Source organism: Sorangium sp. So ce296, assembly GCF_051529605.1.
Taxonomy (GTDB): Bacteria; Myxococcota_A; Polyangia; order Polyangiales; family Polyangiaceae; genus Sorangium; species Sorangium cellulosum_D.
On sequence record NZ_CP150325.1, the window covers coordinates 3795049 to 3810126 of the forward strand.

The window sequence follows — 15078 nt, forward strand, 5'->3', positions numbered from 1 at the left end:
GAACGCTGACGCTCAAGCCATGACGCCCTGCGCGCCGACGATCTTCCTCCCGGCTGTCGGGCTCCGCTCCCGCGAGGGGCGCGGTATCTCTCGGCGCTGCCCGGGCGCCGCAGATCCTCGTCACCCTTTACGGAGGTGGAGGAAAGGAAGCACAGATGCGGAGCCCAATCACCGGATCGAGGAAGGTGCCGTCAACGACGGTCCGGTTGTCACTCCGGACCGATGTTTGATCGTAGAGGTAAGCCCCGCCGCGCAAAAGCACTTTGTCGACCTCTATCGACGAAATAGCCCACTCGAGGACGTTCCCCGCCATGTCGTCGACCCCGAAGGGACTACGTGAGGCAGGGTGCGAGCCCACCTCATCTGGACCCATCGTGGAGCTCTCCTTGCCATAGGTCTCATCGAAGTTGGCGTCGCCGGGAGAGAGCGTGTCCCCGTGCGGGAAGATCCGGCTGTCGGCGCCCCTCGCCGCGCGCTCCCACTCGTGATCGGTGCACAGCCGGGCTCCGCGGACACGGCCCGTCCTGTGGAGCCACGCGGCATACTCGGTCGCCTGCGCGAACGAGATGCCCGTGACCGGGAAACGAAGCCAGTCCTGCTGCGCCCGGACCTCCCGCGTGGGATAGACGAGCGGCTCGCCGGCGCGCGCCGTGTAGGCCTGCACCGTGGGCTGGATCGTTAGCTGCCATACGCCGCTGGGCAGACGGCGCAGCCCGAGGGCGCCCGTCATGGCGCCGTTGCCCGCCTGGATGATGGACGGCTGCTCGCGGGACTCTCTCGGGAGCGTCTGGACGTAGTCGAGCCACTCCTGAAACGTCGTCTCGTGCCGCGCGATGAGGTAGGCGCCCGTGCTGATCTCGTGAAGGGGAACGGTCGAGAGGAACGCCCACCGGTACATGTCGTCCAGGGCGGCGCCGAAGAGGAATCGTCCGGGCGGAATGTAGATGAACCCGGGAGGGACGTCCCCCGCGGGCGGCAGCGGGATGGAGAGGCGCCGCGGCTCGCCGCGGCGGACCAGGAACGGATACCGCACGATGGTGCGGTTCCGCGCCTCGCACGTGAGCAGGTAAGAGCCCTGCGCGAGCGCGATGCCCGAGAGCGGCGTCGACCCGCGGACACGCAGGTCGACAAGCTGCCGGCGCCCCTCCGCGTCGGTCTCGTACCGCTCCAGCGTGATGTCGGCGCCGGGGGGGTCGGTCTCGATGGCCACCTCGACGGGCGCGCTCCACCGCTGCCGGCGCACGCCGTCGGGATCGTACGTGGTCATGCGCTGGAGCAGCTCGTCGCGCAGCGAGGGGTGGCCCCGGCCGTCCGCGGCGAGCGCGCGCTCGTAGAGCACGTCGCCGAGCAGCTCGCGCGCGTCGCGGCGGGTGCCGTCGAGCGTGAGCACCGCCTCCAGCTTCTGGCTCGCCTGCAGGTGGAGCCGCTCCGCCTCGGCGGCGCGCCTGCGCGCGCGCTCCCAGAGCGCCTCCCCCTCGTCGCGGCGCCGGCCGTCGAACGCCGCCAGCGCCTCGGCGCGGAGCGCCTCGGCCGCGGCGCCCTCGCGCGACGCGGCGGCCGAGATGTCCGCGGCCTCCTGGATCTTCCGGTCCGCCCGCGCGGCGAGCTGGCGCGCCGCCCTGAGCTCCAGCGCGCCGTAGAGCAGCGCCGCGACGAGCGGGACCCCCACGGCGAGCGCCCACCGGGCCACGCGCTGCGTCAGGACGGCGCGCCGCGACGCCCGGAGGAACGCCGCCTCGCGCGGCGGCAGATCGCCCGGATCGAGGCCCTTCGCCTCCATCAGCTGGCGCGCGCTGAAGAGCGCGTCGCGGCGCCGGCCGAGCCGCTCCCACTCGGCGGCGGAGGCGTCGAGGCGCAGGCGCATCGCCCGCTGCTCGCGCTGCTCCTCGAGCCAGTGGCGCAGCGTCCCCCACCCGTGGATCAATGCCTCGTGGGCGATCTCGTAGACCGTCCCCTGCTCGCCCTCGCGGGCGAACAGGAGGCGGCCCTGCACGAGCGCCTCGAGCGCCGCGCGCGCCGCCTCGTCGCCGCCCGGCCCCGCGAGCTCGGCCTCCGCGCGCCGCGCCCGCGTGCCCTGCGGCGTGATGAGCTCGCCGAGCAGCCGCCGCGCCGCCGCGTGGACCGCGGGCGGCATGCGGCCGAGCACGCGATCGGCGTGGCGGGCGAGCGCGCCCTCGACCCCGCCGATCTGCGCGAGATCCGCGCTGCTGAGGGGCGCGTCGGGCGCGGCGCGGGCGTCCCAGAGCTCGGCGAGCGCGAACTGGAGGAGCGGCAGCCCGCCCTCGGCGCGGGCCGTGGACTCGACGAGGGCGTCGACCACCGCGTCCGACTCGAACGCGACCCCCTTGGCCCGCGCCGGCCCGGTGATCGCTTCCCGGAGCTTGTCCGCGGACATCGGGCGGAGCAGGTAGAGCGCGCGCTCGATCTCGTCGCCGAGGCCGGAGATGCCGGCGACGCGCGCGAGGAAGTCGCCGCGCACCGTGGCGAGCAGGCGCAGGGACGGCGAGCGCGCCGCGAAGGCGCTGAGGACCTCGCCGACGAGCGCGGCCTCGGCGGGGCCGCTGAGGGTCGCGAGCTCCTCCAGCTGGTCGATGAACAGCACGAGCCCGCCGCGCTCGCCGAGGCGCGCGCGGAGGTCGCGGACGAGGGAGCCCGGCGCCGCGCGCACGGCCTCGGCGATGCGCTCGGCGGGCGCGCCGAGGACCGGCTCGAGCGCGGCGGCCAGCGCGGCGAGCGGGCGCCGGCCGGGCACCATCATCGCCGCCTGGAAGTCGCGCCCGCCGCCGAGGGCGCCCTCGAGCACGAGCGAGAGCACGCCGGCCCGGCAGAGCGACGACTTGCCCGAGCCCGAGTCGCCGGCCACGACGAGCATGGGCTCGGAGCGCAGCCGGTCGAGGATCGTCCCCGTCTCGGAGCTGCGCCCGTAAAACACCGCGCGGTGCTCGACGTCGAAGACGAGCAGCCCGCGGTACGGGTTGCCCTCCGGCGCGATCGAGGCGTGCCGGCTCCGCGCGAGCAGCTGCTCGAGCGCGTCGCGCAGCTCGTCGCCCGAGGCGAAGCGGGCAGCGGGGTCGATCTCGAGGCACCGCTCGATGACCGCCGCGAGCCGCGCGTCGACGCCCGGCGCGAGCGCGGCGAGGGGCCGGGGCCGCTCGCACTGGACGACGCGCGGCAGATCGAGCATCGGCACGTCGTCGTGCGGCGGGACGCCGGCGCAGAGCTCGAAGAGCAGCGCGCCGAGCGAGTACACGTCGGAGCGGCGCGTCGCCAGCTCGCCGCACCACAGCTCGGGCGGCAGGTAGTGGGGCGTGCCGCCGTCGACGCCCTTCGTCGCGTCGAGCAGCAGCGCCGCCATCTCGGCCGCCTCGCGGATCCCGCCGTCGAGCGGCTCGTCGCCGAGCGCCGCGTCGTCGCCCGCCCCGGGCGGCGGCGCGACGCCGCGGATCGCGGGCGCCTGCACCGCCGCCGGGTCGAGGAGCTTGGCGAGGCCGAAGTCGAGGAGCTTCGCCTCGCCGTCGAAGGTGAGCACCGCGTTGGCCGGCTTGATGTCGAGGTGCAGCACCCCCCGGCGGTGGGCGGCCGCGAGGCCCCGCGCGAGCCCGGCGCCGAGCTCGAGCACGCGCTGCCAGGGCATCGGCACGGTCGCGCGGTCGAGGCTCTGGCCGCGGACGAACTCCGACACGATGTACAGCTGTCCCCGGAGCTCGCCCACGCGGTAGATGGCGACCACGTTCGGGTGCTGGATGCGCGCGGCGGCGCGCGCCTCGGCGAGCAGCCGCGCGCGCACCTCGGCGTCCGCCGTCTCCGCGCGGATGAGCTTCACCGCGACCATGCGGTCGAGCAGCGTGTCGTGCGCGAGGTAGACGTCCCCCATGCCGCCGCTGCCGAGCTTCTGGACGAGCCGGTACTCCTCGAAGCGGCTCGGCGGGCTGAAGCTCGAGGGGCCCGCGCTCGACGGCATCAAGCTCGACGGCGGCGGCTCTTCGGACGCCCGCGGCTGCGTCTCCGCCCCGCCGGGGGGCAGGGCGGCCTGCGAGAGGGTCGAAGCGGTTTTCTCTTTCACGAGGGCGCGCCTGGCTCAGCGGTGGCCTGACGAATATACCCGGTGCGGCCAGATGGACTCCGTATCGACACCGCCGGGGACGCCCGAAGCGACGGCGCAGGGCGCCACGTCCAGCGCTCGGGGTGTGACGCGCTGTCGCCGCAGCGCGTGATCGGACTCGATGGCTCGACGCTCCGCGGCGGAGATCAGAGCTCGGTCATGTAGAAGGTACCGAGGCACATCTCATCGTTCGTGCCTTCACCCCACACGACATCGCCCGGGACCCGCGGCTTGCCGTCGATGATCGGCTGGTTCTCGGGCGTGTTGTCCCAGTGACACTCGAGCGACAGCGTGTCGCCCGGGTGGAGCACCTTGGGCTGGGCGAGCGTGTAGCTGCCCTGCCAGTGGAAATCCCAGCGCGGGATGTCGAGCACGCACTCCGAGCTGCCGTCCGCCCGCTCGATCTCGAGGCGCGCGCGCTTGCCGAGCGTGTGCATGTGGAGCCCCGCGATGTGCAGCTCGATCGGCGCGCCGCCCGCGAGCGCCCGGGTGGGCTGCGCCCCCCAGCGGTGGACGACGTCGGCCTCGAAGGCGGGGATGGTCATGGCGTCGCCGGTGAGCCAGGCCGGGTTCGTCCACGGCTGCGTGGAGCCCTCCCGATCGACCGAGCTCTCCAGCATCACGTCGATCGCGGAGCGATCCGGCAGCTTCCCCGCGGTCAGCGTGTTGTAGTGGACCTGCACGACCAGCTTGGAGCCCGGCTCGATCCGGGTGCCCGTCCCCGCCGGGAAGGTGAGGCTCCCGCCGCCGGGCACCCAGCCGCCGAGCCAGCGCGGCCTGATCCCCGGCCCCCCGAAGCAGGGATAGCCCGGGCCCGGGTCGGCCGCGTCGAGGGCCTCGACGTTGGCGACCATCTCCGGCGCGGCGATGAAGGCGATCACGTGGTGGACGATGCGCTCCTCGCCGGGCCTGACGCCGAAGCCGGTGACGTAGCGCGCGCTCTCCTCCGGCCAGTCGATCACGAAGCAGCGGTAGTCGTCGGGCCCCGCCTGCGGGGTGTACTCGACCGGCATCTCGAGCGTCCGGTCCACGCGCTCGAGCTCGGGGCTCGACGGCCGATCGAGCGGCGGGCCCTCCTCCGCGGGGTCGCCCACGGCCGCGCCGCCGTCGACCCACGCGGCGATGGTCTGGATCTGCTGCTCGGACAGGGACCGATCGCCCACGTAGTCGGCGCAGGCGCCGTCGGCCGGCCAGGGGGGCATGGTGCGCTCGACGACGGCCCGCTTGATGAGCGGGGCCCAGGGCACCGCCGCGTCGGGCCCCTCGAGCGAGAACGGCGCGACGCCGCCGGCGCTGTGGCACCCCGCGCAGCGCGCGTCGAAGATCGGCTTGACGTCGCGGTAGTACGAGGCCGCCGCCGCGACGCCGCCGCCCGCCGCCGCCCCGGCCCCGTCGTCGCCGCCGCACCCCGCGATGGCGGCGGCCAGCGCCGCGCCCAACCATGCCGACAAACCCGTGTAGCCCGCGCACCTCACCATGGAAACACCTGCCCTCGCGTCAGCGACGCTCGTGGATCCCGCCGTTCCCCAGCTCGCGCCGGAGGAAGAACGCGATGACGTCGGCGAGCTCGTCGCGCGCGGCCACGAGGAGCACGGTGGCGCCCCCCGCGACGATGGACGAGCCGCGCGGCGCCTCGACGCGGCCGTCGGGGCGGTAGACGCCGGCGAAGACGCACGACGAGGGGAAGCCGGCGCTGCCGGCGATGACGCTCACCGAGCGGCCCGCGACCGCCGCGTCGGCCGGGATGTCGAGCTCGAACGCCACCGACTCGCCGGCGCCGAGCACCATCGCGTGGCGGACGCCCGGGTGCTCGATGGCGGTGGCCATCGCGCCGATGAAGACGTCGATCTCGGAGAGGATCCGCTGGACGCCCGCGCGGACGTAGACGCCCCGGTAGTCGGAGTCGCGCATGCGCACCATCACGCGCTTGGCGCCCGCCGCCTGCGCGAGGAGCGCGACGGCGAGGTTGTCGGCGTCGCGGCGGAGCATGGCCACGACCACGTCGGCGCGCCCCACCTCGGCCTCCTTGAGGAGCCCGGCGTCGGTCGCGTCGCCGACGAGCGAGACGAGGCCGTGGCGCTCGAAGGCGCTGTTGGCGATCGACTCGTCGCGATCGACGATGGTCACCTCGTGGCCCGTCTTCGCGAGGTGGACCGCGACGCTCAGGCCCGCGCGCCCGGCGCCCGCGATGAGAACGCGCATCTCAGTGGCCTCCTTCGTGCTCGTGCAGCTTCATCATCTCGCGATCGATCTCGCCCACCTGGGCGTTCGCCGTCTCGTCGGCGATGAGCCCGCGCCTCGCCGCGTCGAGCAGCGCCGCCTTCTCCGCCGTGAGCAGCGCGAGATCCGTGAGGTGGTCGCGCTCCGCCTCGCCCTGGGGCGACTGGAGCGCCGCCTCGGCCGCGATCACCCGGCGCTGGAACGCGGCCCGGCGCTCCGCGTGCTCCTTGCGGGAGAGGAGGCCCGCGGCGAGCAGGTCGTCGAGCTCCGCCTGGCCGCGCCGCGCGGCGATGAGCGTCGCCTTCGCGCCGTCGAGCGCGGCGTCGGCGCTCGGGGCCGCGACCCGCAGGAGCTTGAGCAGCCGCGCGAACGGCAGCGCCTGCGCGACCAGGGTCACGAAGGTCACGCCGAAGACGATCGTGATCAGCCGCTCGCGGAACGGCATGTCCTTCGGGAGGCTGAGGACGGCCGCCATCGAGAGCGCGCCCTTGATGTTGCCGACCAGCATCACGTGCTGCCAGCGCAGCGGCACGACCTCCCGCGTCAGGGCCCGGAGCGCGCCGAAGCAGCCGTAGACGGCGACCGCCCGGCCCGCGTGCAGGGCGATGAGCGCGAGGCCGATGGAGGCCGCCTCGCGCACGAGCATGTCCGCCTGGATCTGCATGCCGACGAGCAGGAAGAGCAGCACGTTGAGGAGGAAGCCGGTCGTCTCCCAGAACCCCTCCAGCGCGAGCACGCGCGAGGGCTCGAGGTGGCGGCGCGCGGCCTTGCCGACGACCACGCCGGCGACCACGACGGCGATGACCGGCGAGGCGTGGAGCCGCTCGGTGAGCAGGGCCGTGGCGAACACGAGCACGAGCGAGGCGAGGATCGCGGTCAGGTGGTCCGGCGTGCGGCGGAGCAGGACCGCGCCGAGGGCGCCGAACGCGCCGCCGAGGACGGCGCCGCCGAGCATCGCCATCGAGAGCGCGCGGAAGGTCTCGACCGGGTCGAACGTGCCGCTCGCGAGGACGCGCGAGGCGATCAGCACGAGCACGAGCGCCGTGCCGTCGTTGAAGAGGCTCTCTCCCTCCATGATCGCGGCCAGCCGGTGCGGGACGCGGACGCTCCGGAAGGCGAGCAGCACGCTCACGGTGTCGGTGATGGCGAGCAGCGCGCCGAGGAGGAGCGCCGCCGCGAACGGGAGATCGAGCACCAGCGTCGCCACCGCGGCGGTGCCGAGCAGCGAGATGAGCACCCCCGGCACGGCGAGCGCGAGGATGGGCCGGCTCGCGGCGCGCAGGATGTCCGCGTCGGCGGCCAGGGCGCCCTCGAAGACGAGCACCGGGAGGAAGGCGATGAGGATGACCTCCGGGTCCATCGGCGTGTTCGGCAGCACGTCGAGGACGACGAGGACGAGCCCGATCAAGACGAGCGCGACGTTGTAAGGGACCCCGACGCGCTTGGCGCCGATGGCGACGACGGAGCCGACGGCCAGGACGAGGAGCAGGCTCTCGAGCCGCTCCCTCATGCGTCACCCCGCGGCGGCGGCACGAGGGCGACGGCCGTCGGCCCACGCGGCGGGCACGCCCCGATATGCGTGAGTTCTCTGCGAGCGATCACCGTAAATCCTGCGCTACATGATCGCTCCGGAATTCGCAAGATTGGAGAGCCGTCGCCCGCGCGGTCCGGCGGGCTGCGCGCGTCTGCGTGCGGGCGAGACGCGAGCGTGCCTGTGGCCGGGGAGCGGGAAAATGTCCGAGAGGTCATGACACGACGTCCGCGGCGCTCTCGCGTCCTTCGCGAGCGGCAGTCCCCGGCGGGCGGCGGAGGAGCGTTGACCGGCGCTCAAAAGGGCCAGACGAGCGGGACGACGATCAGGGTGGTGGCCAGCACGAGGAGCTGCAGTGGCAGGCCGACGCGGGTGAAGTCTTTGAATTGATAGCCGCCCGGCCCCATGACGAGGATGTTCACCGGGGAGGCGATCGGCGTCGCGAACGCGGCCGAGGACGCGAACGCCACCCCGAGGAGCAGCGGCTCCGGCGCGAGGCCCAGCGCCCCGGCCAGCCGGACCGCCGAGCACGAGATCGCGCCGCTCGTCGCGCAGGTTCTTCAGGTGCTTGAGCCGCCCCTTCACGAGCCGCGTGTCGCCGGCGCGGAGCTTGAGATCCCTGAGCTCGGGCGTGGCGTGGAACACCGGGAGCCAGCCGTCGCCCCGCCGGATCGACAGCACGCTGGCGCGGTAGCGGTCGCGGAACCTGGCCTCTCTCAGGGTCTTCCCCGTCAGGCCGGAGCGCCGCGGCAGCACCACCTCGGCGAGGGACTCCTCGGGCGGCAGCGAGAACACGGGGCGCGCCGAGAGCGCCTCGAGCCCGAAGCGGTCGGCGAGCGCCGCGATCGCCGCGTCGCCGCCGAGCATGCGCAGCTCGTCGCCGGCGGCGGCTCGAGGCGCTGGCCCAGCCAGTCGGCGACCCCCGTGTCGGTGAGCGCGGCCCCGACGACGAAGAGGCCGGCGATCATGAGCACGGCCGGGTTCGAGAACCCGGCGAGCGCCTCGGGGACGGTGGCGACGCCGGAGATCGTGAGGGCGAGCAAGGACGTCATCGCCACCACGTCGAGCCGCATGCGATCGCTCACGAAGAGGGCGATCGCGAGCCCGAGAATGACGAGAGCGACGATGGCCTCCGGGGTCATGCGGCGCGCAGCCTAGCGGGGCTCCCAGGGGACCGCATCACGGGCGGACCAGCGCGCCGCGCGCCTCTCGGCGGGGCGCGCGGCGCGCGGCGCGCTGGGGTCCGGCGTCGCTCGCGCTTTGAAACGCCGGCGGCTGCCGCTATGACAGCCGTCATGCGCGAGCGTCGTCCCAGCCAGACCGCCTCCACCGTCGCGCTCATCCGGGCGCTCGCGGATCAGGGCCTGACCGATGTGCCGGGCTTCGAGGACCCGGTCGTGCACCGGCTCCTGTCGCCCGGGTGGAGCGCCGCGCTGACGCTGCTCGCGCGGCGGATCCGGCGCATGGACGCCGCGAAGCGCGCGCGCGTCCTGGCCAGGCTCTCCGCGGTCCCGCTGCGCGTGAGGGCCATCGACGTCGAGCTCGAGCGCGCCGTGGAGCGCGGGTGTCGTCAGGTCGTGAGCCTGGGGGCGGGCCTCGACACGCGCGCGTTCCGGATGAAGGCGCTCTCGGCGGCTCACTTCTTCGAGATCGATCACCCGGCGACGCAGGCGTTCAAGCGGGGCAAGGCGGCGGCGCTGACGCCGGTCGTGGAGCGGCTGACGTACGTCGCGGTCGACTTCGAGCGCGACGCGCTCTCCACGCGCCTGCGCTCGTCCGGCCATCGGGCCGACGAGCCCACCGCGTGGGTATGGGAAGGGGTCGTGATGTACCTGTCGGACGAGGCGCTCCGGGCGACGCTGCGGGCGCTCGCCGAAGCGTCGGCGCCGGGCAGCGTCCTCCTCGTGAATTACCTGGAGCCCGGCGGCCGGCGCCCCCTCGCCTTCCTGCGACACCTGGTCACGCGCCTCTGGAGCGAGCCGCTCGTCGGCTTGCGCCGGCGCGAGGTCATGCGCGCCGAGGTCGAGCGGGCCGGGTTCCGCGCCTCGAGCGACACCGGCGCTGCGGACTGGGCCCGCCAGCTCGGCGCCCCCTTCGACCCGGAGAACCCCGCCGCCAACCTGCGGCTCCTCGTCGCCGAGCGCCCCGGCGCGGGCTGAGCGTCGGCGCGAGCCCTCGTCAGCTCCACGTCTCCGATCGCCGCGGATTGCGGGTCTCGATCGCCTCGGCGTGCCCCCGCAGCCCGCGCGCGGCGGGCAGGTTGCCGTGCGTCTCGAAGACGTCGGCGAGGGCGAGGCCGAGGATCACGATCTGCTGGGGTTTGTCCAGCGCGCCCACGGCCGGCGCCACCGAGCCGAGCAGCTCGAACGCCCGCCGCCACGCCTTCGCGGCGGCGTCCGGCATGTCGGCGTTGAGCGCCGCGTGCCCGGAGCAGCGGTGCATGTCCGCCGCGAACTCGTGGCTGCCGCGGCGGTCGGCGAGCTCTCCGGCGCGGGCGTACGCCTCCGACGCGTCGAGGAAGCGCCGTTGCTTGCTGTGCAGGCTGCCGAGCGAGGCGTAGGCCTCGGGGACGATCGCGGACAGCCCGCGCCGCTCTGCCTCTTTCAGCGCGGCGACGAACACCCGATGTCCCTCGTCGACCACGCCCGCGGCGATCAGCGAGCGCGCGCGCTGCATGGCGACGTGGATCGCCTCCTCGCCCAGCCCGCGGCCCGCGAGCAGCTCCTCGGCTTGCTTCTGGACCTGCGCAGCCTCGGCGTGCCGCCCCGCTTGAAAGCACTTGTCGGCCTCGTGCAGGAGGCGCCGCGCGGGGAGGAGATCCGGCGCGCGAAGGGGGGAGTCGGGCGCGATGCGAATCTCGAGGTCGGCGGGGAGGCGCTGCCCGCGCGCCGAGAGGTCGGTGAGCAGGCGCTCGAGCTCCATCATGGCCGCGCTGTCGGCCTCCGGCCACACCACGCGGGACGCGCCCTCGCCGAAGCGCGCGAGCAGGTCGCCGACGCTCGAGTGGACCGGATCGACGAGGACCCAGCGCACGAGCGCGAGCTCGGGCCGCTGCGCGAGCCAGAGGACGTCGTGGGCGTACGCGCGGGGGTCGTCGACGTGCTGCGGCGCGAGCACGAGGACGGCGGTCGCGTCCGGCGCGCGGGCGGCGAGGTGGGCCGCGAGCGCGCCCGCGAAGGCGTCGAGCGGCTCGCGCAGGGGGCCTGGCTCCGCGGTCGAGGCGGGCGGCTCGGCTGCCGCCGGGGCGCCGAGCTCGCGCGCCAGCGAGCGCTCGCGGGCGGCCCAGCCACGGCTGGGCCCGTAAACCGGGTCGGCCAGCACCCAGACGGGGCGGGGCGCCGGGCCTGCTTCGCCGAGCGCCCGCAGCAGCGCCAGCGTGTGCCCGTGGACGTGCGCCGGGACGATCACGTGCAGCAGGCGGGCTCGTTCGCCTGAGAAGATGGCGCTGAGCGCGCGGGCGATGTCGTGGATCATGTCGCGTCCCGGGGCGGATTCTTGCGCCGATCGGCACCGAGGCCAAGCGAATGCGCGCGCTCCGGCGCGCGGCCTCGCCGGCGCCTGCGCTTTCGCCCGCGGAGCGCCGCGCCCCGGCGATCGGGCGGCCGTAGCGCGTCGCAGGACGCCACGGTCGAGGCGATATGTCTCAGGGGACCTCGCGCCGGGGCGGGCGCGCGGCGCGGAGCGCGCGGCGGGGAGCGCGGAGGAGGACGCGCGGGCGCTCGCCCCCGCTTGGCCCGCGCATTGCTGAGCGGAGGAGGCTGAACCAGGCGTGAGCGTCGTTGAAGAACCGCCGAGCGCGATCGGGGCGAGGTGCCGCTGGTCGCGTTCCGGCTCGGAGGAGAAGGTACCGTGAGAACTCTGTATCTGTCGCTGCTCGTGGGCGGCGTGGTCTTGGGTTGCGGTGGCAGCAAGCCTCAGCCGGAGGGCCCGGCCGAGAAGGCCGGCGAGGCCGTGGACGACGCTGCGCGCGACGTCAAGGACGAGGCGAAGGACGCGGCGGAGTCGACCGGCGACGCCGCCGAGGAGGCGGGCGACAAGGTCGAGGACAAGACGGACTAGAACGACGACCGGGTTGAAACCCCGAAAATCGAACCACAGAGGCACAGAGGACGCAGAGGAACCACAAAATAACTCTGTGCCCTCTGTGCCTCTGTGGTTCGAATCTCTTCATTCATAAGCGTTCAAGTTGATCGGCGTCTAGCAGGGCCGGCCCCTCGGCGGCGTTGCGGTGTGAAGAAAGCGGGCCGGAGCGCCTGCGCCCGAGGCGCTCGCGGCCGAAGGTTGAACCCAGAGGACCCCGGCCGCGCCGCGGCGCGGCTCGCAGCGTGGAGGCAGGAACATGAAAGCGACATCATTGCTCGAGAAGCAGCACCGCAAGGTGGAGTCGATCTTCAAGCAGCTCGAGAGCGGCAAGGCGGAGCCGGCGCCCCTGCTCGCCGAGCTCGCCAACGAGCTCGTCGCGCACATGGCGATCGAGCAGGAGAGCTTCTATCCCGCCGTGCGGCAGATCAAGGAGGACCTGATCCTCGAGAGCTACGAGGAGCACGCGATCGCCGAGCTCGCCCTGAAGCGGCTGCTCTCGACGGACCCGGAGGACATCTCGTTCAAGGCGCGCGTGACGACGCTGAAGGAGCTCATCCAGCACCACGTCGAGGAGGAGGAGGAAGAGCTCTTCCCCAAGGTCGAGGAGGCCATCGACGAGAAGCGCCTCCTGGAGCTCGGCAAGGAGCTGAAGGCGGAGTTCGAGCAGCGGCTGGCCGAGGGGTACGAGGCGCTCCTTCCGGCGGGCTACAAGAAGACGTCGGCGGACAAGGCGAGCCACGCGAAGCACGCGAACGGCGCCAACCCGGCCTGACGGGGCCTGCGCGCGCAGAGGGCGAGCGCGCGAGATACCGGGTTCGAGCCACGGGGGCAGGGAGGACGCAGGGACGGCCAAGGCCCTGCGTCCTCCCTGCCCCCGCGGCCGTTTTGTGGGCGTTCAGGAGGGCGCGCGGCGCGTCGGCCCGGGGCGCGCGAGCGGCCGTTCGGCGGTCGACCATGGTAGAAGCAATCGGCTGGATCAGCTCCATCATCCTCGTCCTGACGGTCGGCAAGCAGGTCCACAAGCAGTGGAAGAGCAAGACGAGCGAGGGTGTCTCCAAATGGCTCTTCCTCGGCCAGCTGGCCGCCTCGGTCGGGTTCGTCGTCTACAGCTGGCTGGTCGAGAACTGGGTCTTCGTGGCGACGAACCTGCTCATGGTCGCGAACGCCCTCGCCGGCGCGCTGATCGTCTATCTGCAGCGGCGGCGGGGCGCGCCTCGGCCGGCGGGCGAAGGGCGCTGAGCCGCCGAGACGCCAAGGAGGAGAGAGCGAGAGAGAACCTTTCGCGCGCTCCTCTCCCGACCGCCTTGGCGTCTGTTTTTTTCTCCGCCCGGACACATGCACTTATCCCGCTCGACTGAAACCAACACCAACAGACGCACCCCCTGTGCGACACCCGCACTTTCCTCCGCACAGAAACGCCGCACGCTCACCAGCTGCGCCAAAACTGCTCTGAATCTACAAAAGTCCAGCACGATCGGTCGAAGTTGAGCATGAGTCCAAAGCACCATAGACTCAGCACATGCTTAACCCTTCGACTCACTCCTACGCCATCGCGCTCGCCGCGACGTTCATGGCCTCTGTGCTGTCGGGCTGCATCGGCGAGCTTGGCAGCGCGCCGCCCGAGGGCGAAGGCGACGAGCTGACCAGCGGCGCCGGCATCGAGGACGGCAACGGACCGCCGGGCGGCGGCACGACCGCGGGCAGCGGCGGCTCGACCGCCGCGGGCGCCGGCGACGGCGCCGGCACGGGCGGCTCGCCCCCCGGCGGCAGCGCCGGCTCCACCACCGCGGGCCCCGGCGGCGGCGGCTCCGCCACCGCGGGCGCCGGCGGCAGCGGCGGCGCACCCGCGGGGGGGGCCGGCGGCAGCGACGGCTCCACCACCGCGGGCGCCGGCGGCAGCGGCGGCTCACCCGCGGGGGGCACCGGCGGCGCCGGCGGGTCCGGCAGCGGCGCCGGCGGCGCGGGCGGCAACGGCGACCCGACCGGCGCGGCGCAGCTGTGCGTCGATACGATCAACCAGCACCGCGCCACGCTCGGCCTACCGCCCCTCGCGCGCTGGACCGAGGCGGAGTCGTGCTCCGACGAAGAGTCCGAGTCCGACGGAAACACAGGCCAGGCGCACGGCGCGTTCGGCGCTTGCGACGAGCGGGCTCAAAATGAGTGCCCCGGCTGGAACGGCCCGCCCGAATCGATGATCGTCCCGTGCTTGCAGCTCATGTGGGACGAGGGGCCCGGCGAGGATTTCAACAAACACGGCCACTACATCAACATGAGCAACACCGCGTATACCAAGGTGGCTTGCGGATTCCACACGTTCCCGGACGGCAGCGTCTGGGCCGTGCAGAACTTCCGGTGACCGGCGCGCGGCCGCTCACCCGCTCTCCGCGTCGTCGACCTCACGCCCGAGGAGGACCTCGGAGCCGTCCTCGGCTCCCTGGGCCGCCGCCCCGTCCGTGAGCTTTCCGGTGAGCCGCACGCACCTCGCGCGGTGCACCCAGACGTCGAACGCCTCCATCATTCGCCGCTCGACCTCCGCGCCCTCGAGCAGGCCGAGCGCGCGCGCGACCGCCTCCAGCGTCGACAGGGCGCCCTCGTGCGGGGCGCGCCGCAGCCCGTAGCGGCTCGGCGCGCCCTGCGGCAGCGCGACCGGCTCGGCGCCCTGCGCGTCCGCGTCGCGGTGAACGACCCGGCGCGCCTGGTTCCAGTTGCCGTCCGGAACGAGCAGCACCACCGGCCCGCCGCGCGCGTCGTCGGGCGAGAGGGCGCGCGCCCCGGGCGACGGATACAGCACGAGCCGGCGCCCCTCCGGCAGCGGCGGCCGCGCCCGCGGCGCGATCTCGCCGCGCACGCGCACCTCCGCGCCCTCGAGCAGGCGCGCGACGAGCCGGCCCGTGTTGGTGCTCCTCGTGCGCTCGATGCGGTGGGTGAGCAACACGACGCGCGTGCGCACCGCGAGCCGGGGCAGCGCGCCGCAGAGGCACATCGATCGCGGCAGACCGCAGCCGCGGCAGCGCGGCGTGCCCCGCGCGCGAATGGGGGGCAGATCGGGCGGCTGCAGCGGGACGAACGTCATCTCGACTCGGGACCGGGCGTTTTCGCACGCGCAGCCCTCCCCGGTCAAATGGCCCCGCCTCTGACCCGA

The 15078-nt window shown here is 73.8% G+C and carries 13 protein-coding genes and 1 pseudogene; 5 read left to right on the forward strand and 9 right to left on the reverse strand.

What is annotated here, in order from left to right:
- Nucleotides 1-127: 127 nt before the first annotated feature.
- The 7 genes and pseudogenes from WME98_RS14290 to WME98_RS14320 all read right to left on the reverse strand — a co-directional run bounded on the left by WME98_RS14290 (nucleotide 128) and on the right by WME98_RS14320 (nucleotide 8995).
- Nucleotides 128-4063: an nSTAND1 domain-containing NTPase gene (locus WME98_RS14290; RefSeq protein WP_437951803.1), complete on the reverse strand. Its 3936-nt coding sequence runs from the start codon at nucleotides 4061-4063 to the stop codon at nucleotides 128-130.
- 185 nt (nucleotides 4064-4248) lie between these two features.
- Nucleotides 4249-5580: a monooxygenase gene (locus tag WME98_RS14295; RefSeq protein ID WP_437951804.1), complete on the reverse strand. Its 1332-nt coding sequence runs from the start codon at nucleotides 5578-5580 to the stop codon at nucleotides 4249-4251.
- A 19-nt stretch (nucleotides 5581-5599) separates the two neighbouring features.
- Nucleotides 5600-6304 (reverse strand): potassium channel family protein, encoded by a 705-nt coding sequence (locus WME98_RS14300; protein WP_061622938.1) that lies wholly within the window; start codon nucleotides 6302-6304, stop codon nucleotides 5600-5602.
- Between the two features lies 1 nt (nucleotide 6305).
- On the reverse strand, nucleotides 6306-7832 hold the full coding sequence (locus WME98_RS14305) for a cation:proton antiporter (protein ID WP_437951805.1): 1527 nt from the start codon (nucleotides 7830-7832) through the stop codon (nucleotides 6306-6308).
- Between the two features lie 317 nt (nucleotides 7833-8149).
- Nucleotides 8150-8323 carry a hypothetical protein gene (locus WME98_RS14310; protein ID WP_437951806.1) on the reverse strand — a complete coding sequence of 58 codons (174 nt, stop codon included), beginning with the start codon at nucleotides 8321-8323 and terminating at the stop codon, nucleotides 8150-8152.
- 136 nt (nucleotides 8324-8459) lie between these two features.
- Nucleotides 8460-8648, reverse strand: a pseudogene (locus WME98_RS14315) (TrkA C-terminal domain-containing protein); the annotation flags it as partial.
- Nucleotides 8585-8995, reverse strand: coding sequence for an SLC13 family permease (locus WME98_RS14320; protein WP_437951807.1), 411 nt, complete (start codon nucleotides 8993-8995; stop codon nucleotides 8585-8587). The pseudogene WME98_RS14315 and the gene WME98_RS14320, both read right to left, overlap by 64 nt.
- A gap of 153 nt (nucleotides 8996-9148) precedes the next feature.
- On the opposite strand from WME98_RS14320, the gene WME98_RS14325 reads away from it, so the two are divergent.
- Nucleotides 9149-10012, forward strand: coding sequence for a class I SAM-dependent methyltransferase (locus WME98_RS14325; RefSeq protein ID WP_437951808.1), 864 nt, complete (start codon nucleotides 9149-9151; stop codon nucleotides 10010-10012).
- Between the two features lie 19 nt (nucleotides 10013-10031).
- On the opposite strand, the gene WME98_RS14330 is transcribed toward WME98_RS14325, so the two are convergent.
- Complete coding sequence (locus tag WME98_RS14330) at nucleotides 10032-11327, reverse strand: hypothetical protein (RefSeq protein WP_437951809.1); 1296 nt, start codon at nucleotides 11325-11327, stop codon at nucleotides 10032-10034.
- A gap of 375 nt (nucleotides 11328-11702) precedes the next feature.
- Here WME98_RS14330 and WME98_RS14335 point away from each other — a divergent pair, with 375 nt between their 5' ends.
- The 4 genes from WME98_RS14335 to WME98_RS14350 all read left to right on the forward strand — a co-directional run bounded on the left by WME98_RS14335 (nucleotide 11703) and on the right by WME98_RS14350 (nucleotide 14292).
- Nucleotides 11703-11912 (forward strand): hypothetical protein, encoded by a 210-nt coding sequence (locus WME98_RS14335; RefSeq protein WP_063823571.1) that lies wholly within the window; start codon nucleotides 11703-11705, stop codon nucleotides 11910-11912.
- 280 nt (nucleotides 11913-12192) lie between these two features.
- Nucleotides 12193-12708, forward strand: coding sequence for a hemerythrin domain-containing protein (locus WME98_RS14340; protein WP_061621474.1), 516 nt, complete (start codon nucleotides 12193-12195; stop codon nucleotides 12706-12708).
- 182 nt (nucleotides 12709-12890) lie between these two features.
- Nucleotides 12891-13175: a hypothetical protein gene (locus WME98_RS14345; RefSeq protein WP_437951810.1), complete on the forward strand. Its 285-nt coding sequence runs from the start codon at nucleotides 12891-12893 to the stop codon at nucleotides 13173-13175.
- Between the two features lie 280 nt (nucleotides 13176-13455).
- Nucleotides 13456-14292 (forward strand): CAP domain-containing protein, encoded by an 837-nt coding sequence (locus tag WME98_RS14350; RefSeq protein ID WP_437951811.1) that lies wholly within the window; start codon nucleotides 13456-13458, stop codon nucleotides 14290-14292.
- A gap of 15 nt (nucleotides 14293-14307) precedes the next feature.
- Here the strand turns inward: WME98_RS14350 and WME98_RS14355 are convergent, their stop codons facing one another.
- Nucleotides 14308-15009 carry a tRNA-uridine aminocarboxypropyltransferase gene (locus WME98_RS14355; RefSeq protein ID WP_437951812.1) on the reverse strand — a complete coding sequence of 234 codons (702 nt, stop codon included), beginning with the start codon at nucleotides 15007-15009 and terminating at the stop codon, nucleotides 14308-14310.
- Between the last annotated feature and the right edge of the window lie 69 nt (nucleotides 15010-15078).

Coding starts and splice junctions, on each gene's coding strand:
- WME98_RS14295 (WP_437951804.1), bottom strand. CDS start 5,580: ATGGTGAGGTGCGCGGGCTACACGGGTTTGTCGGCATGGTTGGGCGCG.
- WME98_RS14300 (WP_061622938.1), bottom strand. CDS start 6,304: ATGCGCGTTCTCATCGCGGGCGCCGGGCGCGCGGGCCTGAGCGTCGCG.
- WME98_RS14305 (WP_437951805.1), bottom strand. CDS start 7,832: ATGAGGGAGCGGCTCGAGAGCCTGCTCCTCGTCCTGGCCGTCGGCTCC.
- WME98_RS14320 (WP_437951807.1), bottom strand. CDS start 8,995: ATGACCCCGGAGGCCATCGTCGCTCTCGTCATTCTCGGGCTCGCGATC.
- WME98_RS14325 (WP_437951808.1), top strand. CDS start 9,149: ATGCGCGAGCGTCGTCCCAGCCAGACCGCCTCCACCGTCGCGCTCATC.
- WME98_RS14330 (WP_437951809.1), bottom strand. CDS start 11,327: ATGATCCACGACATCGCCCGCGCGCTCAGCGCCATCTTCTCAGGCGAA.
- WME98_RS14340 (WP_061621474.1), top strand. CDS start 12,193: ATGAAAGCGACATCATTGCTCGAGAAGCAGCACCGCAAGGTGGAGTCG.
- WME98_RS14345 (WP_437951810.1), top strand. CDS start 12,891: ATGGTAGAAGCAATCGGCTGGATCAGCTCCATCATCCTCGTCCTGACG.
- WME98_RS14350 (WP_437951811.1), top strand. CDS start 13,456: ATGCTTAACCCTTCGACTCACTCCTACGCCATCGCGCTCGCCGCGACG.
- WME98_RS14355 (WP_437951812.1), bottom strand. CDS start 15,009: ATGACGTTCGTCCCGCTGCAGCCGCCCGATCTGCCCCCCATTCGCGCG.